This window comes from Pinisolibacter sp. DMC100 (assembly GCF_056313705.1).
Genome location: NZ_JBQUZT010000001.1, coordinates 374,056 through 398,925 on the forward strand (window position 1 = coordinate 374,056; position 24,870 = coordinate 398,925).

The following is a 24,870-nucleotide window of genomic DNA, read 5'->3' on the forward strand; positions in this document are numbered from 1 at the left end:
CGTGTCAGGCGCCGAGGCCGTCGGCCGTGCCGGCCGGATCGGTGATCCGGCGCGGTCTGGGGAGCACGAGGGTGTCGGCGGCGGCGCGCGCGTCGCCGGTCGACGTGGCGGCGAATTTCTCGCGCTTCAGCCGCCGTTGGATCATCACCGGGCACTTCTGGTCGTGGTGGTAGAGCATCTGGCAGTGCAGGCACTGGATGCATTCGTTGGGATTGATGTGGCCTTCCGGGTGGATCGCCTGCACCGGGCACTCGTTGCCGCAGCGCTGGCAGGGATTGCCGCATTCCCGGTATCGCCTCAGCCAGTCGAACAGCCTCAGCCGCGCCGGGATCGCCATGGCGGCGCCGAGCGGGCAGAGGTAGCGGCAGAAGGCGCGTTCGACGAAGAGGCTCGCCGCGATCATCGCGCCGGCATAGAGGACGAACGGCCATTCGCGGGCGAAGCGCAGGATGATGGCGGTCTTGAACGGCTCGACCTCGGCCGCCTTCTCGGCCGTCCCGAGCGCGCTCAGGGAGATCCCGAACAGCACGAGGAAGACGATGTACTTCAGGGCGGTGAGCCGTTGGTGCGTGGTGAAGGCGATCTTCAGCTGCGGGATGCCGACGGCCTTGGCCAGGCGGTTCACCAACTCCTGCAGCGCCCCGAACGGGCACAGCCAACCGCAATAGGCGCCGCGGTTCCAGAACAGCAGCGACGCCGCGGTGGCGAACCACAGGATGAAGATCAGCGGCGCCATCAGGAAATAGTCCCAGCGGAAGTCGGTCCTGAGCGCGCCGAGGAACGCCAGGACGTTGACCACCGAGAGCTGCGCCTGCGCGTACCAGCCGATGTAGACGAGCGTGAAGATCATGAAGCCCAGCCGCACCCGGTCGTAGAACAGCGGGCGACGGACGAACCAGTCCTGAAAGAAGAAGATCAGCGTCAGCACGCCGATGGCGACGAGGAGGACCGCGATCTCGAAGACCTTGTCGCGCCACAGCTGCTGCCAGATCGGCGGCTCGGCGTCGCTCGGATCGAGGCTCGCAGGCGTGGCGGCGGCGGCAGGCTTCGCCGCCGGGCCGGTGGTGGCGACGGGGGGCGGCGCCACCACCGGCTTCAGATAGGCCTCGGGCAGCGAATAGCCGACGTCGAAGGTCAGGAAGGCCTTGTCGCGCGCGCCGGTCGCCCGCTGCGCCAGGAGCTTCAGGGTCCAGGGCGCGGCGACATCGAGGGTCGACGTGTCGGGCACCCGGAAGATGTCGACGTCGCGGAACTTCGGCGCGCCGCGTGCGACGACGTCGCCGATGCGGGTGTGGTTGCGGTCGTGGAAATGGATGCCGGCATCGCCCTGATCGACCTCGATCCGGTCGAAGATGCCGCCGCGCACGTAGCCCGACCCCTTGAAGGAGTAGGCGCCGTCGGCGGCGATCAGGATGGCCGCCTGACCGGGTTTCAGCGAGGCCGCCAGTGCCGCATAGCCCTGATCTCCGAGGAGGCTCCGCCCGATCGCCGGCACCGAGACCGGCGCCACGTAGAGGTCGATGAAGCTCCCGCTCGCGTCGGCGACTTCCGGGCGGTCGGCCGCTTCCGGATGCCCGGCACGACGGAAGGCCTCGCTGACCTCACCGACCGAGAGCGCCAGCCGCCGCACCGAGCCGTCGCCGAGAAGCCCGGGCCAGTCCGTCGGCGCCTCGTGGCTCGGATCGATCTCGCGGGCGACGGTCGCGACGGGGGCGGTCGAGCCGCCGATGCCGAGCGTGCGGGCGACGCGGACGCCGGACCGCACCATGCTGTCGGCGATGACGGCGACGGTGACGGTGGCGCCCGAGACGATGTCGACCTTCGGCCGCTCGGCACCGGCGTCGCGGCCGAGCGCGACGACGTCGGTTCCGACGTAACCCTGGATGAAGGCGGCGATGCGCGCCGGCGGAATACCGATCAGGACGATCGGTTCATGATGCGCCATCAACCGGGCGCCGGTGATCTTCCCCTCGACCGACAGCCCGACCAGGATCTCGATCGGCTGGCCCGAATAGCCGGTCGAATTGACCCAGTCGGCGTTGACGAAGGCGAAGCCGACGCGCTTGCCGCCGGCGAGCACCTCGGCCCAGGGCGGCGAGCCGGTGACGGCGCCGTAGTGGTCGGCGCCCGCGACGAGCTCGGCCGGCGGCACCTTGGCCAGATGCTCGGCGAGACGGCCGTCGGCCGCCTGCGCCGACACGACACCGGCGAGGACCATGGACAGTCCGGCGATCAGCAGTCGGAGGAAGGATCGACCCACGGGCGCCTCTTCGGGCAAAGTGCCGCCGTTGCGAAACGCCTCGTCGGCGTTTCGGTTCGCATCGTTCTTCGGTGTCGTCGGGTGCGGGCGGCGTCTGCGGCCGCGCCGCCTATTTCAGTGTCGACAGATAGGCGATCAGATTGGCGCGATCTTCCGGATTGGGCAGACCGGCGAACGTCATCTTCGTCCCCGGCACGAACTCCTGCGGCTTGATCAGGTAGACGTCGAGCGTCGCCTCGTCCCAGGTCTTGTCGAGACCCTTCATCGCCGGAGAATAGGTGTATCCCTCCAGCGAGGCCGCGCGGCGACCGACCACACCGAAGAGAGTCGGGCCGATGTTCTTCTTGGCGGGATCGATGGAGTGACACAGCGCGCACTTGCCGAAGACGACCTTGCCGGCAACGGGGTCGGCGGCGAGGCCGGCCTGCGCGAAGAGACTGGAGGCCGCCGCCGCACAGAAGGCGATCACTGCGATCTTCATTGTTCGATGGTCCTTCATGGCGTGCGGTCGGGCCGAGGGACACGGCCACCCACCGGAACGAAACGTTCGACGATGTCGATTCGATCAGATCGATCGGTGCGATGGCCGCGCCGTGGCGCGACCGGTGTTCTTCGGAATGACACGAACGGAACGCCCCTCGACCGACCGCGCCGATTTCGCCGACGCGATCCGACGACACGGGCCATCGCCCGTGTTGCACGACCGTCGTTGCAGAGGGGAGCGAAGCCGCCTCATTGCGGCCGGTAGGCGGGAATTCGGGTCGAACGTGACACCCCGCCTTGCAGATCGACGCGCCACCGAGGTCGAGCGCGATCTGCCGTACCCTTCGGGCGGCATCTTTGCCGCGGTACTGGGCAGACTGTATGAGCCTTCGGCGGTTTGCACCACCAACATTGGCGTGAACGGACACAGCGATCTGGCCGGGTCCGAGCGGGCGCCGTGACCCCGCTCGTCTGCCGTTCGGCCCTGGCCGGTCCGGCCGCCGGTCGCCCTCGCGGAGCCACCTCCGGCAACCTCGCGATACCTGCGATGGTCACCACGTTCGACGACGGCTCGCCTTTGCCGGGTCGGTGCGGCCTCGGCGACATCGATGGTCCCGCGCCGTTACCGACGTGCGTCGTCCCGGAGGACGCCGCGGCGCGCGCGGCGGTCCCCCGGGACGAGGCGTCTCGACGGGTGGGTCGGATCAGCCCTTCTTCGGCGGGTTGGCCGGCCAGGACTTGATCAGCGTGTCGTAGTCGACGGTCTCCGGCTTCGGCCGCTCGTTGGCGAGCTTGCGCTGCGGCGCGATGTTGCCGTCCTTCTCCGACTTGGAGAACCAGTACTCGGCGCTCTCCTTCTTGTTCATCTTCGGACCGCAGGCGCCCTGCACGCCCGACTTCTCGAGACGCTCCAGCACCGAATCCTGCGCCGTGGCGAGCGCGTCCATCGCCTGCTGCGGCGTCTTGGCGCCCGAGGAGGCGTCACCGATGTTCTGCCACCACAGCTGCGACAGCTTGGCGTAGTCCGGCACGTTGACGCCGGTCGGGGTCCACTGCACACGGGCCGGCGAGCGGTAGAACTCGATCAGACCGCCGAGCTTCGGCGCCCGTTCGGTGAAGGACTTGTCCCAGATGTCGGAGTCGCGGATGAAGGTCAGGCCGATGTGGCTCTTCTTGAGGCTGACGACCTTCGACACGATGAACTGCTGGTAGAGCCAGGCCGCCTTGCGGCGGTCGACCGGGGTCGACTTCAGCAGCGTCAGCGAGCCGACGTCCTGGTAGCCGAGCTTCATGCCTTCCTTCCAGTAGGCACCATGGGGCGAGGGCGCCATGCGCCACTTCGGCGTGCCGTCGGCGTTCACGACCGGGCCGGGCTTGACCATGTCGGCGGTGAAGGCGGTGTACCAGAACATCTGCTGGGCGACGTTGCCCTGGGCGGGGATCAGCGCCGAGTCGTAGAAGGTCATGCCGGCCGCCTGCGGCGGCGCGTACTTCTTCAGCCACTCGAGGTACTTGGTGACCGCATAGACGGAGGCCGGGCCGTTGGTGTCGCCGCCGCGTTCGACCGAGGAGCCGACCGGGTTGCAGCCTTCCATGCGGATGCCCCACTCGTCGACCGGGCGACCGTTGGGCAGGCCCTTGTCGCCGTTGCCGGCCATCGACAGCCAGGCGTCGGTGAAGCGCCAGCCCAGCGACGGGTCCTTCTTGCCGTAGTCCATGTGGCCATAGACCTTGACGCCGTCGATCTCCTTGATGTCGTTGGTGAAGAACTCGGCGATGTCCTCGTAGGCCGACCAGTTGACCGGCACGCCGAGCTCGTAGCCGTACTTGGCCTTGAACTTCGCCTTGATGTCGGGTCGGGTGAACCAGTCGTAGCGGAACCAGTAGAGGTTGGCGAACTGCTGGTCGGGCAGCTGGTAGAGCTTGCCGTCGGTCCACGAGGTGAAGGACTTGCCGATGAAGTCGTTCAGATCGAGCATCGGATCGGTGACGTCCTTGCCCTCGCCGGCCATCCAATCGGTCAGGTTGACCGTCTGGTTGTAGCGCGGGTGCGTGCCGATGAAGTCCGAGTCGTTGATCCAGCCGTCGTAGACCGACTTGCCCGACTGCAGCGCCGTCTGCAGCTTCTCGACGAGATCGCCTTCCTGGATGATGTCGTGCTTCACCTTGATGCCGGTGATCTCCTCGAAGGCCTTGGTCAGCACCTTCGATTCGTAGTCGTGCGTCGTCAGCGATTCCGAGACGATCGAGATCTCCATGCCCTTGTAGGGCTTGGCGGCGTCGGCGAACCACTTCAGCTCCTTCAGCTGCTCGTCCTTGGAGAGCGTCGAGGGCTGGAACTCGGTGTCGATCCATTTGCGGGCCGCCGCCTCGTCGGCGCGCGCCGCGTGGGCGGACATGGCGATCGCGAGCGTCGCCAACGAAATGCCGAATGCTCTCTTCATGGTCGTTTCCTCAGCTTTCGCGCCCTGTTCTTGTCGACGAGCCGGCTTCGGACGCATTCCGCCGGCTGCTGGTCTCGACGTCTCAGACGCGGCGGAACACCGCCGTCGCCCAGACGAGAGAGAGGCCGGTCGCCCAGAGCAGGTCGCTCCCGGTCAGGGCGAGCCAGGCGAGATGGATGAAGGCGGCGCCGAGCAGCGAGACGAACAGGCGGTCGCCCCGCGTCGTCGGGAAGCCGAGCACGCCGACGCGTTCGATCTCGGGCGCGCGGACCGCGAGCACGGTCATCACGGCGAGCGTCGCGGCGATCACGGCGAAGAACAGACCCGTCTGCCAGGTCCAGGCCATCCATGCGGTGTCCATGGCGAACCTCACACGCGGCCGAGGGCGAAGCCCTTGGCGATATGATTGCGGACGAACCAGATCACGAGCGCCCCGGGGATCAGGGTGAGCGCGCCGGCGGCGGCGAGCAGGCCCCAGTCGATGCCGGAGGCCGACACCGAGCGGGTCATGATCGAGGAGATGGCTCTGCTGTTGGTCAGCGTGCGGGCGAGCAGCAGCTCGACCCACGAGAACATGAAGCAGAAGAAGGCGGCGACGCCGATGCCGTTGGCGATCAGCGGCAGGAAGATCTTTCCGAAGAACTTCGGGAAGGAATAGCCGTCGATCCGCGCCGTCTCGTCGATCTCGCGCGGCACGCCCGAGATGAAGCCCTCGAGGATCCACACCGCCAGCGGCACGTTGAAGATGCAGTGGGCGAGCGCGACGGCCCAGACGCTGTCGAAGAGCCCGACCGACGAATAGAGATTGAAGTAGGGCAGGGCGAAGACCGCCGGCGGCGCCATCCGGTTGGTGAGAAGCCAGAAGAACAGGTGCTTGTCGCCGACGAAGCGCCAGCGCGAGAAGGCGTAGGCCGCCGGCAGCGCCACGGAGATCGACAGGATCGTGTTCAGCCCGACGTAGCCGAGCGAGAAGGCGAAGCCGTCGAACCACTCCTGCGAGGTGAAGATCACCGCGTAGTTCTTCAGCGTCGGCTGCGACGGCCAGAGCGTCATCGAGGTGGAGATCTCGACGTTGCCCTTGAAGGACAGATTGATCAGCCAATAGATCGGCATCATCAGGCAGAAGAGGTAGGAATAGAAGATGAGTCGACGGAGGTTCATGGTCAGGCCTCCCGGCTGTCTCTGGCGACGATCGCGGTGTAGAACACCCAGCTGACCGTCAGGACGATGAGCGTGTAGACGATCGACATCGCCGCGGCCTTGCCGAGGTCGAACTGACCGAGCGCGATCTTGACGAGGTCGATGGAGAGCACGGTCGTGGAGTTGCCCGGCCCGCCGCCGGTGACCACGAAGGGCTCGGTGTAGATCATGAAACTGTCCATGAAGCGCAGCAGCACGCCGATCAGCAGCACGCGGCCGAGCTTGGGCAGTTCGATGCGGCGGAACACGTCGAGCCGCGAGGCGCCGTCGATGCGGGCGGCCTGGTAATAGGCGTCCGGGATCGACTTCAGCCCGGCGAAGCACAGGAGCCCGACGAGGCTCGTCCAGTGCCAGACGTCCATCACCACCAGCACCACCCAGGCGTCGACGACGTTGCTGGTCGGATTGAAGTCGAGACCGACGGCGTTCAGCAACCAGCCGAAGAGACCGATGTCGGCGCGGGTGTAGAGCAGCCAGATCATGCCGACGACGTTCCACGGCACGAGCAGCGGCAGCGCCATCAGCACCAGCGCGAAGGCGAGGCTCGTGCCGGTGCGCGGCATGCACAGCGCGATCAGGATGCCGAGCGGCACCTCGATGGCGAGGATCGTCGCCGAGAAGGCGGTGGAGCGCCCCAGGGCCTCCCAGAAACGGCCGCCGAGTTCGCTCGACGGGTCGAGCAGCTCGGAGTACCAGGCGGTGCCGTTCCAGAAGAACTGGTTGTTGCCGAACGTGTCCTGGAACGAGTAGTTCACCACCGTCATCAGCGGCAGGACCGCGTTGAAGGCGACCAGCAGGAACACCGGCAGGACGAAGAACCAGGCTCGGTTGTCGAAGGATTTGGTCATCTCTCACCCCACCCGCCGGCTGTCGGCATAGACGTGGATCTGTGCGGGATCGAAGGCGATCCGGGCCTCGGGACCGGCCGGGATCTCGCCGTCGGGCACCTGCGCCGCGAGCTTTCGTCCCTCGAAGAGGACGCGCGCGTAGCGCACGCGGCCGAGGTCGTCGATCCGCTCGATCGTCGCCGGATGACCCGCCCCGCGGGTCAGCCGGACGTGTTCGGGACGGATGCCGATCTCGATGCGGTCGCCCTGCGGCGGTTTGGCGAGCCCGCGTGCCAGAGCGACGGCGCTTCCCCCCACGTGGGCGACGGCGCCTTCGATGCGCGCGGGCAGGATGTTCATGCCCGGCGAGCCGATGAAGTGGCCGACGAACGTGTGTTCCGGCCGGTCGTAGAGCTCGTCCGGGCGGCCCGACTGGACGATGGCGCCGTCGTGCATGACCACCACCGTGTCGGCGAAGGTCAGCGCCTCGGTCTGGTCGTGGGTGACGTAGATCATCGTGATGTCGAGGCGGCGATGCAGCGCCTTGAGTTTCGAGCGCAGCTCCCACTTCAGCGCCGGATCGATCACCGTCAGCGGCTCGTCGAACAGCACCGCCGCCACGTCGGAACGGACGAGGCCGCGTCCGAGCGAGATCTTCTGCTTGGCGTCGGCGCCGAGGCCGCGGGCGCGCTGGCCGAGATCGTCGCCGAGATCGAGCAGCCCGGCGATCTCGCGCACCCGCTCGTCGACCAGCCCCTGCGCCATGCCGCGATTGCGCAGCGGGAAGGCGAGGTTCTCGTAGACGGTCATCGTGTCGTAGACGACCGGGAACTGGAACACCTGGGCGATGTTGCGCCGCTCGGTCGGCAGCCGCGTCACGTCGGCCCCGTCGAAACGGACGGCGCCGTGCGACGGCGTGACGAGACCGGAGATGATGTTGAGCAGCGTGGTCTTGCCGCAGCCCGACGGCCCGAGCAGCGCATAGGCGCCGCCCTGGCGCCAGACCGTGTTCATCGGCTTCAGCGCATAGTCCGAGGGCTGCTGCGGATTCGGCCCGTAGGCATGGGCGAGGTCGGCGAGTTCGATGCGGGCCATGGTCGACCTCTCACGCGGACGGACGGGCGCCGGGGGCGGACACCACGCGGCCGTCGGGGCTGAAGACGAAGAGACGGGCGGGATCGACGTGGACGGCGATCGGCGCGCCCGGGGCGATCTCGTGGACGCCGGGCGTCAGCGCCACCCAGCGCAGCGGCCCGGTGTGGACGTGGACGTAGCTCTCCGAGCCGGTGATCTCGGTGACGTCGACGGTGCCGACGAGTTCGATCGTCTCGACCTCGCCCGGCGCCAGCCGCAGATCGTGGGCGCGGATGCCGACGACGTAGTCGCCGTCCGGGAGAGCGCCGAGCGGCCCGAGCGCCGAGGTCTCCGCCCCCGAGGGCAGACGCACCGCGTCGCCGTGTTTGGTGATCGCCATGGCGTTCATCGGCGGATCGGAGAAGGTCTGCGCCGCGGCGAGCGAGGCCGGCCGGCGATAGGTCTCGGCGGTCGGCCCGTGTTGCAGGATGCGCCCCTCGCCGAGGCAGATCGTGTTGCCGCCGAGCAGCAGCGCCTCGGCCGGCTCGGTGGTGGCGTAGACGAAGATCGCCCCGGTCTCGGCGAAGATCCGCGGCAGTTCCTCGCGCAGCTCCTCGCGCAGCTTGTAGTCGAGGTTGGCGAGCGGCTCGTCGAGCAGGACGAGATCGGCGCCGCGCACCACCGCGCGGGCGATGGCGCAGCGCTGCTGCTGGCCGCCGGAGAGCTTCAGCGGCGTCTTGTCGAGATGGGCCTCGAGCTTGAGGAGCCGCGCGGCGGCCCGCACCTCGGCATCGATCCGGTCCGCCGCCACCTTCTGCACCCGCAGCGGCGAGGCGATGTTCTCGTAGACGCTCAGGCTCGGGTAGTTGATGAACTGCTGGTAGACCATGGCGACCGAACGGCGCTCGACAGGCACGCCGGTGACGTCGCGGTCGTCGGCGAGAACGCGGCCGGCGGTCGGTCGATCGAGCCCCGCCATCACCCGCATCAGCGAGGTCTTGCCCGAGCGCGTCGGTCCGAGGAGGACGTTCACCGTCCCTCGCTCCAGCGAGAGATCGATGTCCCGGAGGTGCCACTCGCCTCCGGACTGTAGTGAAATGCCTTGGAGCGACAACGACATGTGCGCCTCGATCGGGTTCCGTCGGTGCATGGGGTCGGGTTCCCGCGATCGGTCGGATCGCGGGTCGACATGGCAAAAGGGTCCTCCGCACGCGGAAGCGGGTTCCGCGCGGCGTCGTGACGGGGGGTGGAAGGGGCGGCCTCAGCCGGCGGCCCAGTCCCTCGCGAGCGCCCGGGTGAGCGCCTGGAAGCGAGCGAATTTCGGCGCGTGCGCGGCATGGCGCTCGGCCGAGGGCTCGCAACGGCGGCGCACGCGGACCATGCGGGCGATCGCCGTTTCGAAATCGGGATGGGCGCCGATGGCCACCGCCGAGGCGATGGCGACGCCGCGGGCGCCGAGCTCGGTGCCGTCGGTCACCTCGATCGGCAGGCCGAGCACGTCGGCGAACATCTGCGTCCAGATCTCCGAGCGCGACGCACCGCCCGCCAGCCGGATCGACGTCGGCTTGGCCGCGTCGTAGCCCGAGAGCAGCCGTTCGATGTCGACCCGGTGGGCATAGGCGATGCCCTCGAAGACCGCGCGCAGCACGTCGCCGAGCCGGTCGGAGCGCTTGACGCCGAGAAGGCCCGCCGGCGCGCCGCCGGGGCCGCCGAAGAGATAGGGGAAGAAGACGATGTCGTTGTCGCGGTCGAGCGCCTCGGAGACGTAGTCGTTGCAGACGTCGTAGACCGAGAGCCCGGCCGAGACCGCGCGATGGGCCTCGCCGTCGAGGATCTCGCGGCAGAACCATTCGAAGTTGGAGGCCGAGGTCGCCGCCCCTTCGGTCGCGAGAATCTGGTCGCCGACCGGATAGGGCATCTGCAGGAAGGGCACGACCGACAGGCGCGGCGCCTGGTGCAGCGTCGAATTGATCGAGAAGGTGCCGGCGATCATCGACAGCCGGTCGGGACCGACGACGCCGGAGGCGAGCGCGGCGGCCGCGACGTCGACGACGCCGCGCACGACGGGCGTACCCTCCTTGAGACCGGTCTGGAGCGCCGCAGCGGCGGTGACGCGGCCGACCACCTCGGCCGAGGGGCCGATCTCCGGCATCCGCTCGAGCCATTCGGGGATGCCGAGGTCGGCGAAGATCTCGCGGGAATAGGTGCCGGTCGCGACGTCGATCGCCCCGGCGATGCCGGCGTCGGTCGGATCGGTCGAGAAGTCGCCGCAGAGCCGACCGCGCAGGAAGTCCTTGCAGAAGAGGACGCGGCGGGTGCGGGCGACGACCTCGGGCTCGTTGCGGGAGAACCAGGCCATCAGCGCGATCGCCTGACCCGGCCAGATGCGCTGCTGGATGCGCCGGGCGGAGACGCCGGCGCGGCCGTTGCCTTCCCATTCGGCGACGAGGCCGGCGGCGCGGCTGTCGGTCGAGACGACGCCCGGACGCACCGGATCGCCGTTCTCGTCGGTCAGATAGATGCCGCTGCCGTAGCCCGAGCAGGACACCGCGACCACGTCGTCGGGCGAGGTTCCGGTCGCCTCGAGCACCGAGGCGATGGATTCGCAGGCCGCCCGCCACATGCGTTCTGGGTCGCGCTCGGTGTGGCCCGGCGCCGGAAACAACATCTGGTTCGGACGGCGCTCGCAGGCGAGTTCCCGCCCGTCGAGATCGAAGAGCGCCGCCTTCGTCATCGTCCCGCCGGCATCGATGCCGATCAGACGCTCCCTCATGGCTTTCCTCCTGGCCGGACATTGCCGGCCGATCATTCGTTTGCGTGTTCAACACGTCATTACATGTTGGATCATATCGAGAGCGATCGACTCGTCAATGCCCCTTTGGTGCTTTTTTCAAACGATGAGATCCGGCGAAATTTGTCGATCGTCTCCCATTGACAGCTCAGACAGGGTGTGATGCCCTTGAACTTGTAATAACGAGATCGGAGCATCCGTCGCCTCCTCGCAGGCGGAAGCCTTCGCCACCGATCCCACGCCAACCGCTTCGACCGGAGCTCTCGATGCCGTCCCGCGATTCCATCCTCGACGTCCTGCGTTCGGGAAGAAGCCCCGAGGTCCTGATCATCGGCGCCGGGATCAACGGCATCGGCACGTTCCGCGATCTCGCCTTCCAGGGTGTTCCCGCCCTGATGGTCGACCGCGGCGACGTCTGTTCGGCGACGAGTTCCGCCTCCTCGCGGCTGATCCACGGCGGCCTGCGCTACCTCGAGATCGGCGAATTCGCCCTGGTGCGCGAATCGGTCGAGGAGCGCAATCGCCTCCTCCTCGACGCCCCCCATCTCGTCCGCCCGATCCGCGTCCGCATCCCTATGCGCGACCTGATGAGCGGGCTCTTCGCCTCGGTCGGCCGCTTCCTCGGCCTCGTGCGCTCGCCCGGTCCCAAGGGCGCGCTGGTGGTGGCGCTCGGCCTGATGGTCTACGACCTCTTCGGCCGCCGCGACCGCACCATGCCGCTCCACCGCATGGTGCCGAAGCGCGAGTTCCGCCGGACGATGCGCGGCCTCGACCCGTCGATCCGCTACATGGGCGAATATCACGACGCCCGCCTCGTCGCCCCCGAACGGCTCGGCTACGAACTGCTGGCGCAAGCCGAGGCGGTCTGCCCGGATGCGATGGCGGCGACCTACGTCGCTGTCGCCGGACGGCGCGGCGACGCCGTCGTGCTGACGGACGCCGAGAGCGGCGAGTGCTTCACCGTCCACCCCCGCGTCGTCGTCAACTGCGCCGGCGCCCGGGTCGACGAGGTCGACCTCGACCTCGGCATCCGCGAGAAGCTGATCGGCGGCACCAAGGGCTCGCATCTGGTGCTGCGCCATCGCGCCTTCGTCGAGGCGCTCGACGGCTGCATGCTCTATTTCGAGACCCCCGACCACCGCATCTGCCTCGCCTACCCGCTCGACGGCGACCACGTCCTGCTCGGCACCACCGACCTGCGCACCGACGATCCCGGCGACGTGGTCTGCTCGCCGGCCGAGATCGACTATCTCTTCGGCGTGATGAAGGAGGTGATGCCCGGTCTCGACCTCGACGTCGGCCAGATCGTCCACACCTACGCCGGCGTCCGCCCGCTGCCGGCGAGCGACGGCGTCGCCGGCGCCATCAGCCGCGATCACTCCATCCGCGTCTTCGAACCCGAGGGCGACCGGCCCTTCCCGGTGCTGTCGCTGGTCGGCGGCAAGTGGACGACCTTCCGCGCCTGCGGCGAGGAGATCGCCGACGCGGTGCTGAAGATCCTCGACCGCCCGCGCCGGCGCTCGACCGCCGGCGTGCCGATCGGCGGCGGTGCCGACTGGCCGGCCGACGTCGGCTCCCATGTGGCCGCGACCGCGGCGCGTTTCCGCATCCCCCAGGCCCGCGCGGCGATCCTCTTCGACCGCTACGGCACCGGCATGACGGCGATGCTCGCGAGTTTTGCCGGCGAAACCGAAATTCCCCTCGTCCACCTACCCGATCACTCGCGCCAGGAGATCGCCTTTCTGGCGAAGAACGAGCGCGTCGTGCATCTTGTCGACATCGTGCTGCGGCGAACCCTCGTCGCCCTGCACGGTCGGGCGACGTCGGACGCCCTCGCCGAACTCGCCGACGTCGTCGGCACCGCCCTCGGGTGGTCGCCGGAGCGTCGCGCGGAGGAGGCGCAGGCGGCCGCCGACGTCCTCGGCGACAACCACGACGTTCAGGGACGCCCGAGATGACAGAGACCCGCCGCCGCGCATCGCGTTCGAGCCCCGATCTCCTCGCCAGCCTCAAGCCGCTCGCCCCTCGCGAGGCCGGTTCGGGCCTGCCCCTGTGGTCGCAGCTCAAGACGGCGATCCAGACCATGATCGTCACCGAGCAGCTCGGCGAGAACGCCCGCCTGCCGTCGGAATCCGAGCTCTGCGATCTCTTCGGCGTGTCGCGGACGGTGGTGCGCGAGGCGCTCAACCAGCTCGTCTACGAGCGGGTCATCTACAAGCTGCAGGGCAAGGGCGCCTTCGTCGCCGGCAAGCGCGACGACCAGGGCTTCCTCGGCTCCAACATCGGCTTCTCCGGCGAGCTGCATCACACCGACCACGCCATCAGCCGCACCATCCTGCGGCAGGAACTGTCGAAGCCGACCGAGCGGGCGCGCGAGATGCTGAACCTCGCCTCGCCCGACGAGCCGGTGGTGGCGCTCGATCGCGTGCTGGCGGTCGACGGCGTGCCGCGCATCCTCGTCCTGACCTACGTCGTGTCGCGGCTGGCGCCCGGATTCGAACAGGTGCCGATGCACAACCGCTCGCTCTACGAGACGCTGGCGCGGCGCTACGGCATCACCATGCGGCGGGCGGAACGCTGGCTCGAGGCCGCCTCCGCCACCGCCGAACAGGCCAAGTTGCTCGGCATCCCCAAGGGGGCGCCGGTCATCGCGATCGAGTCGATCTCCTACATGCAGACCGACGAACCGATCGAGTACTACACCGCCGTCTACAGGACGGATCACGCCCGGCTGCACTTCATCGTGAGCTGACGGCGTCGGCGCCGAGCCTCCTCGGCCCGCCCCGTCCCTCGCGAAACGACGCCGCCGGGCATCGAACAGGCGATCACGATCGCTTCCTCCCCGTCGCATCGGCCCGACCGGCCGGTTCGGCGAAGGGCGGAGCGCGTCCGAAGGAAACCGAAGGGCGAAACGCCCGGACTTTCGAGGAAGGAGACTACCGATGGCCCACATGGGAGACCTGGTTGCCGAGATGCTGGCGCAGTACGGCGTCGAGCTGGTGTTCGGCATGCCGGGGGGACAGACGACGGCGCTGCACGACGGCATCTCGCGCCGCACCGACCGCATCCGCCACGTGCTGATGCGCGACGAGCGCAACGCCGCCTATGCCGCCGACGCCTATGCCCGCCTCACCGGCAAGCCCGGCGTCTGCGACGTCACCGTCGGCCCCGGCGCCAATCTGCTGCCGGCCGGCTTCATCGAGGCGCTCAACGCCTCGGTGCCGATGGTCGGCATCGTCGGCGAACTGCCGCTCGACTGGCTGACCCTGAAGGAGAAGGGCATCGCCTCGCAAGGCTTCGACCAGCTCTCCTTCTTCAAGACCATCACCAAGGACAGCTGGCTGGTGCCCTCCGTCTCCGCCCTGCCGGAGATGATCCGCACCGCCTTCCGCGTCGCCACCTCGCCGCGGCCGGGCCCGGTCGCCCTGATCATCCCGCACGACGTCTTCGACGCCGAATGGGACGAGGCGGCGATCCGCATCGGCGTCGACGAACGCGCCGTCCGCGCCCCCTTCGTCCGCTCTGCCCCCGTCGGCAGCGACGTCGACGCGGCGGTCGCCCTGATCCGGCGTTCGAAGCGGCCGGCGATCGTCTACGGCGGCGGCGTCCACGGCGCCGACGCCTGCGCCGAGGCGACCCGCTTCGCCGAACGGCTCGGCGGCCTCGCCGTCACCAGCCTGACCGGCCGCGGCTCGGTCCCCGAGACCGCGCCTCACGCCGCCGGCACGCTCAACCCGCTCGGCTCCTGGGCGGCGATCGAGCTGATCAAGGAGGCGGATCTCGTCATCTGGTGCGGCTCCAAGGCGAGCCAGAACACCGCGATGAACTGGACGCTGCCGTTGCCCGAGCAGGCGACGATCACCATCGACGCCGACCCGGCCGAGCACGGCCGCACCTTCCACCCGACCGTCTCGCTCTTCGGCGACGTGCGCGAGGCGCTGCTGCTGCTCGAAGCGAGGCTCGAGCCGCAGTCGCATCCCGAATGGGCGGCGCGCATCGTCGAGATCAAGGCCGAGGGCGAACGGCAGAAGCGGGTCGAGATCGAGAGCGAGACGCTGCCGATCCATCCCGCCCGCGTCATGGCCGAACTCGCCGCCCGCCTCGGCGAGGACGACATCGTCGTCTCCGACGCCAGCTTCTCGGCCGGCTGGATCGCCAACCACCTGCCGGTCCGCAAGCCGGGCCGCGGCTTCCTCTACGCCCGCGGTCAGGGCGGCCTCGGCTATTCGACGCCGGCGGCGATCGGCGCGGCGGAGACGCGGCCGGGCACCCGCATCGTCACGGTGGCCGGCGACGGCGCCTTCTCCTACACGATCGGCGAACTGGCGACCCAGGCGCAGCGGAACCAGAAGGTCGTCAACGTCGTCCTGAACAACGGCCGGCTCGGCTGGATCCAGCTGTGGCAGGAGATCTTCTTCAAGAACGTGCAGTCGGCGCTGTTGGAGAGCCAGAGCTGCCACCCGAACTTCGCCGACGCGGCGAGCGCGCTGGGTCTCGCCGGCTTCTACGCCGAGAAGCCCGAGGACATCGGCCCGGCCCTCGACGCCGCCTTCGCCCACGACGGCCCGTCGGTGGTGGAGGTGCGGGTCGACGATCTGGCCACCCCGATCCACTCGTTCAAGCGCCGCATGCGCGAGGGCGGCGACAGCCCGCGCCCGCGCCCCGGCACGGTCTACAGGCTGCGCGACTGGAAGGTGTCTCCCGACCTTCCCTGACGCAGCCGGGAAGCGGGATCCGACGGGACCGATCGCGGGCCGGCAAAACCGCGATCGGACCTCCCCCGAAAGGGTCCCGCTTCCCCTTTTCTTCACGAGAACGCCCGCGGACCGGTCCGATCCGCGGGCGTTCTTCGTTCGGATGATGCGTCGGCGTCACGCCGCCCGGATCTGCCGCATCAGGTCGGCGAGCGCCTCCGACAGGATCGACGACTGGGCGGTGAGATCGCTCGCCGAGTCGAGCACCTTGCCGGCGGCGGCGCCGGTCGCCTCGACGGCGGTCTCGACGCCGGCCACCTCGTGGACGACGGTCTCGGTGCGATCGGCGGCGCGGGTGATGTTGGCGGCGATGTCGCGGGTCGTCGCCGACTGTTCCTCGACGGTGGCGGCGATCGCCGTCGTCAGGTCGTCGATCGACCGGATCGTCCCGACCACCGCGGCGATCGCGTCGGCGACCTCGGTCTTGGCCTTCTGAACGGCGGCGATCTGGTGCGAGATCTCCTCCGTCGCCTTGGCGGTCTGCCCGGCGAGGTTCTTCACCTCGCTCGCCACCACCGCGAAGCCCTTGCCCGCCTCGCCGGCACGCGCCGCCTCGATGGTGGCGTTGAGCGCCAGGAGATTGGTCTGCCCGGCGATGTCGGCGATCAGGCCGAGGATCTCGGCGATGCGCCGGCTCGCCTCCTCGAGGCCCTGCATCTTGCCGGAGGCGCAATCGACCTCCTCGACGGCCGAGCGGGCGATGGCGGAGCTGTCGGCGACGCGGGCGCCGATCTCGTCGATCGAGGCCGAGAGCTCCTCCGCCGCCGCGGCGACGGTCGCCACGTTGCCGGCGACGTCGGCCGACAGCGCCGCCGCCTCGCGGGTATGGACGACCGACGTGGCGGCCGTCTCGCTCATCCCCTGCGCCTCGCCCTCGAGCAGACGGGCGGCACCCGAAACGGCGCCGATCACCGTGCCGATGGTCTGTTGCAGTCGCGCCGCGACTTCCTCCGTCGCCGCCTGACGCTCGCGAGCCGCCCGTTCGCGCTCGCCCGCCTGCTCGGCGCGCAGCCGGTCGGCTTCGAGGCTCGCGTCGCGCAGCACCGCGACGGCACCGACGATCTCGCCGATCTCGTCCGCCCGCCGCACCTCCGGCAGGGCGACCTCGCGATCGCCGGCCGCGATCGAGCGGATCGACACCGACAGCTGGCCGAGCGGCCGGATCACCCGGCGGACGGCGAGCAGCCCGGCGGCGACGGCGAGCGCCGTCGCCACGAACCAGGCGATCGCGGCGAAGATCACGTCGTGCGTCGCCCGGGCGATGTCGGCATCGGCGTCGGCGACGATGCGGGCGAGCGCCGCGTCGCGCAGCTCGACGATGGTGCTCAGCGCCGTCGTCGTCCACGGACGCCACGCCGCGACGTCCTGCCCCGGCTCGCGACCCTCGCGGGCCCGTCGCGCCATGTCGGCGTAGACCTTGCCGGCCTTCTCGACGAACTCGATGCGCACCTTGTCGAGCGCCGCGCCGAGGCCGCCTTCGCGACCGGCCTGGTCGACGCTGCGGACGACGCGGATCCACACCTGATCGATGCGCCCGTCGTATTCGAAGGTCCGCGCGGCGAGATCGGGACCGAAGGCCTTGCCGGTGGTGACGAAGCTCGTCAGCCAGGACGACCGCGTGCCGGAAATGTCGCGCAACTCCATCGCCACCGCGACGACCGGCACGGTGCGGCCGATGTCCGGGTCGCGGCGCATGATGTCGGTTTCGAGCTTGGCCAGCACCCGCGTCCCGGCCTCGGTCATCGTGACCAGCAGTTCGGGGAAGGTGCGGAAGGCATCCTCGCCGCGCTCCGCCTTCGGCCGGGTCAGCGCCGCATCGGCGATCCCGCGCGCCTTGGCGAGATTGGCCGTCGCCTCGTTCGCATAGGTCCGGTAGCTCTCCGCCAGATCGCGCGGCAACGCCTCGACGGCGGCGACGAGCGCGGCGAGCGCCGCGTCGTTGCCCGCCCGCTTGCTCTTCGCCTCTTCCAGCCCCTTCGCCGACGGCATCGCGTCGCTGTTCAGCAGAACGTTGTAGGGGCCGCGCTCCAGCGCAATGCGCTCGTTGAGCAGCGCGGTTGCCGCCATCACGTCGACGAGGGCCCGGGCGACCACCGCGTCCGACCGTCGGAGCCACGCGTCGCGGGCGATCCAACCGCTGGTCAATGTGGTCACCACGCCGATCATCGCGATGATCAGCAGGAAGAGTGTCTTCATCCGCATCGGCGGAGCCTCCGGCATCGAGACGACGCGCCGTCGCGCGTATCCTCCGGAAAGCCAATGCGAGAATGACTAACGTTCGATGAATTCACAGACGTTTCCGAGGAAACACATGGCGGATCGTCGACGAGACCCTTGTAAAAAGTTACAGGCCGCCAATAGTTACGTTACGTAATACAGTACTTCCGACAGAGGTTCCTCGACGAAGGCCGTCACGTCTCGGCGCTGGCGAGCAACGACAGGACGTGGGCATGCGAGGTGTCGAAAGCGACCTGTTCTTCGGCCGTGAAGCGGCAGGCGACGACGCGTTCGCGGCCCGACCGGCCGATCACGCAAGGCACGCTCATCACCGCGTCGCGCACGCCGTATTCGCCCTCGAGCAGCGTGCCGACCGGCAGCACCGAGTGTTCGTCGCCGGCGATCGCCCGGATGATGCGATAGACGCTCGCCGCGATGCCGTGGTTGGTGTTGCCCTTGCCCGCCAGGATGTCGAGGCCGATCTGGATCACCCGCTTGCGCACGCCGTCGCGGTCGATCGGCGCCACGCCGTTGAGCGAGCAATAGGTCTCGATGTCGAGACCGCAGACGTTGCACAGGCTCCAGGGGATGAAGCTCGTCTCGGAATGATCGCCGATCACCCAGCCGAAGATGTTCTTCGGGTCGATGCCGACGTGGTCGGAGACGATGCGCATGAACCGCGCCGTGTCGATGATCGTGCCGAGGCTGATCACCCGCTCCTTCGGAAACGACGAATGGCGCAGCGCCACCTGGGTCAGGATGTCGACCGGGTTGGTCACCATCAGCACGATGGCGTTCGGCGACGTCCGCTCCACCTCGGCGATGATCTCGCGCATGATCGCGGTGTTGATCTTCACCAGCATGTCGCGGGTCTGACCGGGCTTGATGTTGGCCCCGGCGGTCATCACCACGATGTCGCTGCCCTTGGCGTCGTCGAAGTCGCCGACCACCAGCCGTGGGTTCTGCGCGTAGATGAAGGAGGTGATGTGGGAGAAGTCCCAGATCTCCGCCCGCGCCTTGTCCAGCGCCTTGTCGATCGCGACGATCTCCGTCGCCACGCCGGCGTTCAGCAGATGGCCGACCACCTCGGTGCCGACCGCGCCCATTCCCACCACGGTGATCTTCATGGATCGCCTCCTGCCCCGTCCGGCATCGGCCGCTCCGCCCGACCGAGGATCGAGCCCCGGGCAGGGCGGAGCGGGTCTCGTCTCAGTCGACCGCGTCGTAGAACTCGCCGCGCGCGCCGCAGACCGGGCAGGCGTCCGGCGCCGCGCCGATCACCGTGTGGCCGCAGATCGGGCAGACGTGCAGCTCGATCTCGCCGAGATCGCCCCCGGCCTTCACCGCCGCGAGCGCCGCCTGGAAGAGCTCGTGATGGACCTTCTCGACCTCGAGCGCGAAGCGCATCGAGCGGGCGGCCTTGCGGTTTCCTTCCGCCTCGGCGCGCTCCACCATCGGCGGATACATCTCGGTGAACTCCTCGTGCTCGCCGGCGATCGCCTTCTCGAGATTGGCCGCCGTCGCCTCGACGCCGCCCATCGCCTTGAGATGGGCGATCGCGTGGATCGTCTCGGCCGCCGCCACGGCGCGGAAGAGCTTGGCGACGCCGGGCATGCCCTCCTCGTCGGCCTTCTCGGCCCAAGCGAGATACTTGCGATTGGCCTGCGATTCGCCCGCGAAGGCATATGCGAGATCGTCCGTCGTCGACATGGAGGTCGTCCTCTCGTGGCGGCCGACCACGACGGTCCTGCCGCAGGTTCCGGTGAAGATCGAAGCATTCTAGGATTCGCTCGACGCCGTCGGCATCGGCCGAAACCCGTAGGCAGACGAGCCCTGCGCTCGACGCCGACCGGTCGGGGTGCGAGGATCGCGGCTCCACCGGATTCGCACGCCCGCCATGCTCCGCCGCACCGTCTTCCCCCCCCGCCCACCGATCGTCCTCCGCGTCCGCCCGCTGCCCGGCCGGCCGACCCGCGGCATCCTGACCGGCGCCGGCCTGACGCTGCCCTGTGCGCTCGGTCGGTCCGGTACCACGCGGATGAAACGGGAAGGCGACGGCGCCACGCCGGTCGGCCGCTTCGCCCTGCTCCACGGCTATCGACGGAACGATCGCGGCCTGCCGGTCGCGGCCCCTTTCCCGCTCGTGCCGATCCGGCCGGAAGACGGCTGGTGCGACGACATCGGCGACGGCCGCTACAATCGGCAGGTCCACCTGCCCTTCGCCGGATCGCACGAAGTGATGCGGCGCGACGACGGGCTCTACGACATCGTCATCGTGCTCGACGCCAATGTCCGGCAGCGGTCGATCGGTCGCGGCAGCGCCATCTTCTTCCATTGCGCGCGACCGGGCTATGAGCCGACCGCCGGCTGTGTCGCCCTCGCCCCCGCCGACATGCGTCGCCTGCTGCCGCGGCTCGGTCGCCGCACCGTCATGGTCGTCGGCTGATCGGGCGACGACGCACCGGGACTCGCCATCGGTGCATCCCGTTCCGCCGACTCGTTTCGGATGCAATTGGATCGCTCACGAATCGAGTCGGAACGCGACCCCCTCCAGGATTCGCAGGGAAGGCCCAGGACGGCCGCGCCGGCGCCTCCGCCCCAACCCCTCGTCGTACTTCGAGAATGCCCGCCCACGAGTCTCGCTCGAGGTCGATCGTTTCGGATTCGAAATCATCTCGGAGTCGCAGCGATTCCGCCGACTCGTTCCGCGTGTCTTCGCCTCAGACCGGGTACGACCGACCGCCGAAGAGCGCGCTGCCGACCCGCACGTGGCTGGCGCCGAGACCGACGGCGATCTCGAAGTCGGACGACATGCCCATCGACAGACCGCTCACGCCGCAGTCGCGCGCGAGCTTCGCCAGCAGCGCGAAATGCGGACCCGGCGCGTCCTCGACCGGCGGGATGCACATCAGCCCCTCGATCGCCAGACCGTGCACGCTGCGGCAGCGTTCGACGAAGGCGACCGTCTCGCGCGGATCGATGCCGGCCTTCTGCGGCTCGGCGCCGGTGTTGACCTGGACGAAGGGTCGCGGCTTGCGCCCCTGCTTCGCCGCCTCCGCAGCGATCGCCGCGGCGATCTTGTCGCGGTCGACGGTGTGGATCACGTCGAACAGCGCCACCGCCTCGGCCGCCTTGTTGGACTGCAGCGGCCCGATCAGGTGCAGCTCGATCCCGTCGGTCTCGCCGCGCAGGATCGGCCACTTGGCGGCCGCCTCCTGCACCCGGTTCTCGCCGAAGATCCGCTGGCCGGCCGCGATCACCGGGCGGATGTCCTCGACGCCGAAGGTCTTGGACACGGCGACCAGCGTCACCGCCCCGTCCGGACGACCGGCGGTCCTCTCGGCGCGGACGATGCGGCGGCGGATGTCGGCGAGACGGTCGGCGGCGGTCATGGGGCTCTCCGGGTGATCGGGGACGTCGTCGCCCGCATATCACGCCCGATCGGCCGGCGTCATCCGTCGCGACGGCGACGGCAGCCTCCCGATCGGTGTCGCGGGACATCCTCCGCGCGCCGAAATCCGCCCCCGCGCGGCTTCGAACCATTGACCGAGGGGGTGCTTTCTGTTGAAGGTCGGGCCGAGCATTTCGCGCCGCTTCGCGCCCGCGCGCCGAGGCCCCGCGCCCCATCCCCGGATACGGACTTCGAACCTTCCCATGGCCGTTGAACGCTACAATCCCCGCACGACCGAACCGAAATGGCAGAAGACCTGGGCCGACGCGTCCGTCTTCGCCACCAGGAACGACGACACCCGGCCGAAGTACTACGTCCTCGAGATGTTCCCCTACCCGTCGGGACGCATCCACATGGGCCACGTGCGCAACTACACGATGGGCGACGTGGTGGCCCGCTACAAGCGCGCCAAGGGTTTCGCGGTGCTCCATCCGATGGGCTGGGACGCCTTCGGTCTGCCGGCCGAGAACGCCGCCATCGAGAAGAAGGTCCATCCCGCCAAGTGGACCTACGAGAACATCGCCTACATGCGCGGCCAGCTGAAGGCCATGGGCCTGTCGCTCGACTGGGATCGCGAGATCGCCACCTGCCATCCCGGCTACTACCGCCACCAGCAGGCGATGTTCGTCGACATGTTCGACGCCGGCCTCGCCTATCGCCGCACCTCCAAGGTCAACTGGGACCCGGTCGACATGACCGTGCTCGCCAACGAGCAGGTGATCGACGGCCGCGGCTGGCGCTCCGGTGCCCTGGTCGAGCAGAAGGAGCTGGTGCAGTGGAACTTCCGCATCACCGCCTTCTCCGATGACCTGCTGAAGGCGCTCGACGGTCTCGACCGCTGGCCGGACAAGGTGCGCCTGATGCAGCGCAACTGGATCGGCAAGTCGGAGGGCCTCGAGGTCCGCTTCGAGCTCGCCACCCCGGGTCCGCAGGGCGAGAAGACCGTCAAGGTCTTCACCACCCGCCCCGACACGCTGTTCGGCGCCTCCTTCGTCGCCCTGTCGCCGGATCATCCGCTGGCCAGGAGCCTCGGCGAGACCAACGCCGAACTCGCCGCCTTCCAGGAGAAGTGCCGCCGCATGGGCACTTCGGTGGCCGTGCTCGAGACCGCCGAGAAGGAGGGTTTCGACACCGGTCTGCGGGTGAAGCATCCCTTCGTCCCCGGCAAGACGGTGCCGCTGTGGGTCGCCAACTTCATCCTCATGGACTACGGCACCGGCGCCATCTTCGGCTGCCCCGCCCATGACCAGCGCGACCTCGACTTCGCCCGCAAATACGGGCTCGAAGTCACGCCCGTGGTGCTGCCGAAGGGCGCCGATGCGGCGACCTTCACGGTCGCCGACGTGGCCTTCGTCGACGACGGTTCGATCTTCAACTCCGACTTCCTCGACGGTCTCGACGTCGACACCGCCTTCGACACGGTGTCGAAGCGCCTCGAGGGCACGATCGTCGACGGCGCGCCGCAGGGCGAGCGCAAGGTCAACTTCCGCTTGCGTGATTGGCTGATCTCGCGTCAACGCTACTGGGGCTGCCCGATCCCGGTCGTCCACTGCGACGACTGCGGCACCGTGCCGGTGCCGAAGGACCAGCTGCCGGTGCTGCTGCCCGATGATGCCAGCTTCGACAAGCCGGGCAATCCGCTCGACCATCATCCGACCTGGAAGCACGTCGCCTGCCCGAAGTGCGGCAAGCCGGCGCGCCGCGAGACGGACACGATGGACACGTTCGTCGATTCGTCCTGGTACTTCGCCCGCTTCACCGACCCGTGGAACACCGAGGGCCCGACCACCCGCGCGGTCGCCGACCGTTGGCTGCCGGTCGACCAGTACATCGGCGGCATCGAGCACGCGATCCTGCACCTGCTCTATTCGCGCTTCTTCACCCGCGCCATGAAGGCGACCGGCCACGTCGGCCTCGACGAGCCCTTCGCCGGCCTGTTCACGCAAGGCATGGTCGTCCACGAGACCTACAAGGGTCCCGACGGCCACTGGGTCTCGCCGGCCGACATCGTCATCGACGAGACCGACGCCGGCCGTACCGCCCGCATGAAGGACGGTTCGGGCGCGGTCGCCATCGGCTCGATCGAGAAGATGTCGAAGTCGAAGAAGAACACCGTCGACCCCTCCGACATCATCGCCACCTGGGGCGCCGACACGGCGCGCTGGTTCGTCCTCTCCGACAGCCCGCCGGATCGCGACGTGATCTGGACCGAGGCCGGCGTCGAGGGCGCCCACCGCTTCGTCCAGCGCGTCTGGAGGCTCGTGGGCGACGCCGTCGAGCTGATCGGCGGTGCGGTGGCCGGTGACCGTTCCGCGGCCGCCCTGGCTCTCGCCAAGGCCACCCACAAGACCGTCGCGGCGGTCGAGGACGACATCGAGAAGCTCGGCTTCAACCGCGCCGTCGCCCGTCTCTACGAGTTCGCCAACGCCATCGGCCGCGTTCTCGCCGGTCCCGATGCGGTCAAGGCCGACGCGAGCCTCGCCGCGGCGGTCGAGGAGGCGGTCGACGCACTGGTGCGGATGATCGCCCCGATGATGCCGCATCTGGCCGAAGAATGCTGGACCGCGCTCGGCCGCACCGGCCTCGTCGCCGACGCCGCCTGGCCGAGCGTCGACCGTGCCCTCGTCGTCGACGACACCGTCACCCTGCCGGTGCAGGTCAACGGCAAGAAGCGCGCGGAGTTGACGATCGCCCGCGATGCGGACGAAGCTGCCGTGCGCGCAGCGACCCTCGCCCTCGAGGCGGTCGCCGCCGCGCTCGGCGGCAATCCGCCGAAGAAGGTCATCGTGGTACCCGGGAGAATCGTCAATGTCGTCGCCTGACCGTGGCCTTCGCCCGCTCGCCGTCGCGGGCCTCCTCGTCGCCGGCCTCGCCCTCGCGGGCTGCACGACGACGGGCATCCGCCCGCTCTACGGCTCCTCGGGCGGCGCCACGACGGCGCTGAAGGATGTCGACGTCTCGACCAAGGGCCGGATCGGCCAGCAGATCCGCAACGACCTCGTCTTCGGCTTCTCCGGCGGTGCCGGCGAGCCGGTGAAGCCGCGTTGGCGCCTCGAGATCGCGACGACCGACGTCGACACCGCCGTCGGCGTCGACCGCTACGCCAATCTCGCGACCGGCCACATCGATCAGGTCTCGGCCAACTGGGTGCTGACCGAGGTCGGGACCGGCCGTACCTTGGTCACCGGCACGTCCTTCGCCAACGCCGCCTACGACTATTCGCAGCAGCGTTTCGCCGACGTCCGCGCCAAGCGCGATGCCGAGAACCGCGCCGCCCAGGCGATCGCCCTCGACATCCGTACCAAGATCGCCGTCTGGTTCGCCGAACACCCGGCGCCCTGATGGGCGTGAACGCCGTGGAGCGGGCGC

General features: G+C 69.0%; 19 protein-coding genes. 6 read left to right on the forward strand and 13 right to left on the reverse strand.

Annotated elements, in window-relative coordinates; genetic code table 11:
* Nucleotides 1-4: 4 nt before the first annotated feature.
* The 9 genes from ACT541_RS01835 to ACT541_RS01875 all read right to left on the reverse strand — a co-directional run bounded on the left by ACT541_RS01835 (nt 5) and on the right by ACT541_RS01875 (nt 11,061).
* Nucleotides 5-2,260 (reverse strand): 4Fe-4S binding protein, encoded by a 2,256-nt coding sequence (locus tag ACT541_RS01835; RefSeq protein WP_476133821.1) that lies wholly within the window; start codon nt 2,258-2,260, stop codon nt 5-7.
* A gap of 109 nt (nt 2,261-2,369) precedes the next feature.
* Nucleotides 2,370-2,741, reverse strand: coding sequence for a c-type cytochrome (locus ACT541_RS01840; protein ID WP_476133823.1), 372 nt, complete (start codon nt 2,739-2,741; stop codon nt 2,370-2,372).
* Between the two features lie 706 nt (nt 2,742-3,447).
* Nucleotides 3,448-5,142, reverse strand: coding sequence for an ABC transporter substrate-binding protein (locus tag ACT541_RS01845; protein ID WP_476136002.1), 1,695 nt, complete (start codon nt 5,140-5,142; stop codon nt 3,448-3,450).
* Nucleotides 5,143-5,269: 127 nt separating this feature from the next.
* Nucleotides 5,270-5,548 carry a DUF2160 domain-containing protein gene (locus tag ACT541_RS01850; RefSeq protein WP_476133824.1) on the reverse strand — a complete coding sequence of 93 codons (279 nt, stop codon included), beginning with the start codon at nt 5,546-5,548 and terminating at the stop codon, nt 5,270-5,272.
* Between the two features lie 8 nt (nt 5,549-5,556).
* The gene (locus tag ACT541_RS01855; RefSeq protein ID WP_476133825.1) at nt 5,557-6,348 is read right to left on the reverse strand and encodes a carbohydrate ABC transporter permease; all 792 of its coding nucleotides are present in this window, start codon (nt 6,346-6,348) and stop codon (nt 5,557-5,559) included.
* A 2-nt stretch (nt 6,349-6,350) separates the two neighbouring features.
* Nucleotides 6,351-7,235: a carbohydrate ABC transporter permease gene (locus ACT541_RS01860; RefSeq protein ID WP_476133826.1), complete on the reverse strand. Its 885-nt coding sequence runs from the start codon at nt 7,233-7,235 to the stop codon at nt 6,351-6,353.
* Nucleotides 7,236-7,238: 3 nt separating this feature from the next.
* Nucleotides 7,239-8,309, reverse strand: a complete 1,071-nt coding sequence (locus ACT541_RS01865) for an ABC transporter ATP-binding protein (RefSeq protein WP_476133828.1) — start codon at nt 8,307-8,309, stop codon at nt 7,239-7,241.
* Between the two features lie 10 nt (nt 8,310-8,319).
* Nucleotides 8,320-9,408, reverse strand: a complete 1,089-nt coding sequence (locus ACT541_RS01870; protein ID WP_476133829.1) for an ABC transporter ATP-binding protein — start codon at nt 9,406-9,408, stop codon at nt 8,320-8,322.
* A gap of 141 nt (nt 9,409-9,549) precedes the next feature.
* Nucleotides 9,550-11,061 carry an FGGY-family carbohydrate kinase gene (locus ACT541_RS01875; protein WP_476133830.1) on the reverse strand — a complete coding sequence of 504 codons (1,512 nt, stop codon included), beginning with the start codon at nt 11,059-11,061 and terminating at the stop codon, nt 9,550-9,552.
* Between the two features lie 284 nt (nt 11,062-11,345).
* Here ACT541_RS01875 and ACT541_RS01880 point away from each other — a divergent pair, with 284 nt between their 5' ends.
* The 3 genes from ACT541_RS01880 (at nt 11,346) to ACT541_RS01890 (ending at nt 15,794) form a co-directional block, all read left to right on the forward strand.
* Nucleotides 11,346-13,037 carry a glycerol-3-phosphate dehydrogenase/oxidase gene (locus tag ACT541_RS01880; RefSeq protein ID WP_476133832.1) on the forward strand — a complete coding sequence of 564 codons (1,692 nt, stop codon included), beginning with the start codon at nt 11,346-11,348 and terminating at the stop codon, nt 13,035-13,037.
* A complete protein-coding gene (locus ACT541_RS01885) occupies nt 13,034-13,831 on the forward strand; it encodes a GntR family transcriptional regulator (RefSeq protein ID WP_476133834.1) in 798 nt (265 codons plus the stop codon). Before ACT541_RS01880 ends, ACT541_RS01885 begins: the two co-directional genes overlap by 4 nt.
* 190 nt (nt 13,832-14,021) lie before the next feature.
* Nucleotides 14,022-15,794, forward strand: coding sequence for a thiamine pyrophosphate-binding protein (locus ACT541_RS01890; RefSeq protein ID WP_476133836.1), 1,773 nt, complete (start codon nt 14,022-14,024; stop codon nt 15,792-15,794).
* Between the two features lie 156 nt (nt 15,795-15,950).
* Here the strand turns inward: ACT541_RS01890 and ACT541_RS01895 are convergent, their stop codons facing one another.
* From ACT541_RS01895 to ACT541_RS01905, 3 genes are all read right to left on the reverse strand, one after another.
* Nucleotides 15,951-18,035 carry a methyl-accepting chemotaxis protein gene (locus ACT541_RS01895; protein WP_476133837.1) on the reverse strand — a complete coding sequence of 695 codons (2,085 nt, stop codon included), beginning with the start codon at nt 18,033-18,035 and terminating at the stop codon, nt 15,951-15,953.
* A 209-nt stretch (nt 18,036-18,244) separates the two neighbouring features.
* Entirely contained in the window at nt 18,245-19,177 is a 933-nt protein-coding gene (locus ACT541_RS01900; protein WP_476133839.1) for a malate dehydrogenase, read from the reverse strand.
* 82 nt (nt 19,178-19,259) lie between these two features.
* Complete coding sequence (locus tag ACT541_RS01905) at nt 19,260-19,760, reverse strand: rubrerythrin family protein (RefSeq protein ID WP_476133841.1); 501 nt, start codon at nt 19,758-19,760, stop codon at nt 19,260-19,262.
* A 187-nt stretch (nt 19,761-19,947) separates the two neighbouring features.
* On the opposite strand from ACT541_RS01905, the gene ACT541_RS01910 reads away from it, so the two are divergent.
* Entirely contained in the window at nt 19,948-20,496 is a 549-nt protein-coding gene (locus tag ACT541_RS01910; RefSeq protein ID WP_476133842.1) for a L,D-transpeptidase family protein, read from the forward strand.
* A gap of 274 nt (nt 20,497-20,770) precedes the next feature.
* On the opposite strand, the gene ACT541_RS01915 is transcribed toward ACT541_RS01910, so the two are convergent.
* Nucleotides 20,771-21,442: a YggS family pyridoxal phosphate-dependent enzyme gene (locus tag ACT541_RS01915; RefSeq protein ID WP_476133844.1), complete on the reverse strand. Its 672-nt coding sequence runs from the start codon at nt 21,440-21,442 to the stop codon at nt 20,771-20,773.
* Between the two features lie 262 nt (nt 21,443-21,704).
* Here ACT541_RS01915 and leuS point away from each other — a divergent pair, with 262 nt between their 5' ends.
* Complete coding sequence (gene leuS, locus ACT541_RS01920; protein ID WP_476133845.1) at nt 21,705-24,323, forward strand: leucine--tRNA ligase; 2,619 nt, start codon at nt 21,705-21,707, stop codon at nt 24,321-24,323.
* Complete coding sequence (locus ACT541_RS01925) at nt 24,310-24,843, forward strand: hypothetical protein (protein ID WP_476133846.1); 534 nt, start codon at nt 24,310-24,312, stop codon at nt 24,841-24,843. Before leuS ends, ACT541_RS01925 begins: the two co-directional genes overlap by 14 nt.
* Nucleotides 24,844-24,870 lie beyond the last annotated feature (27 nt).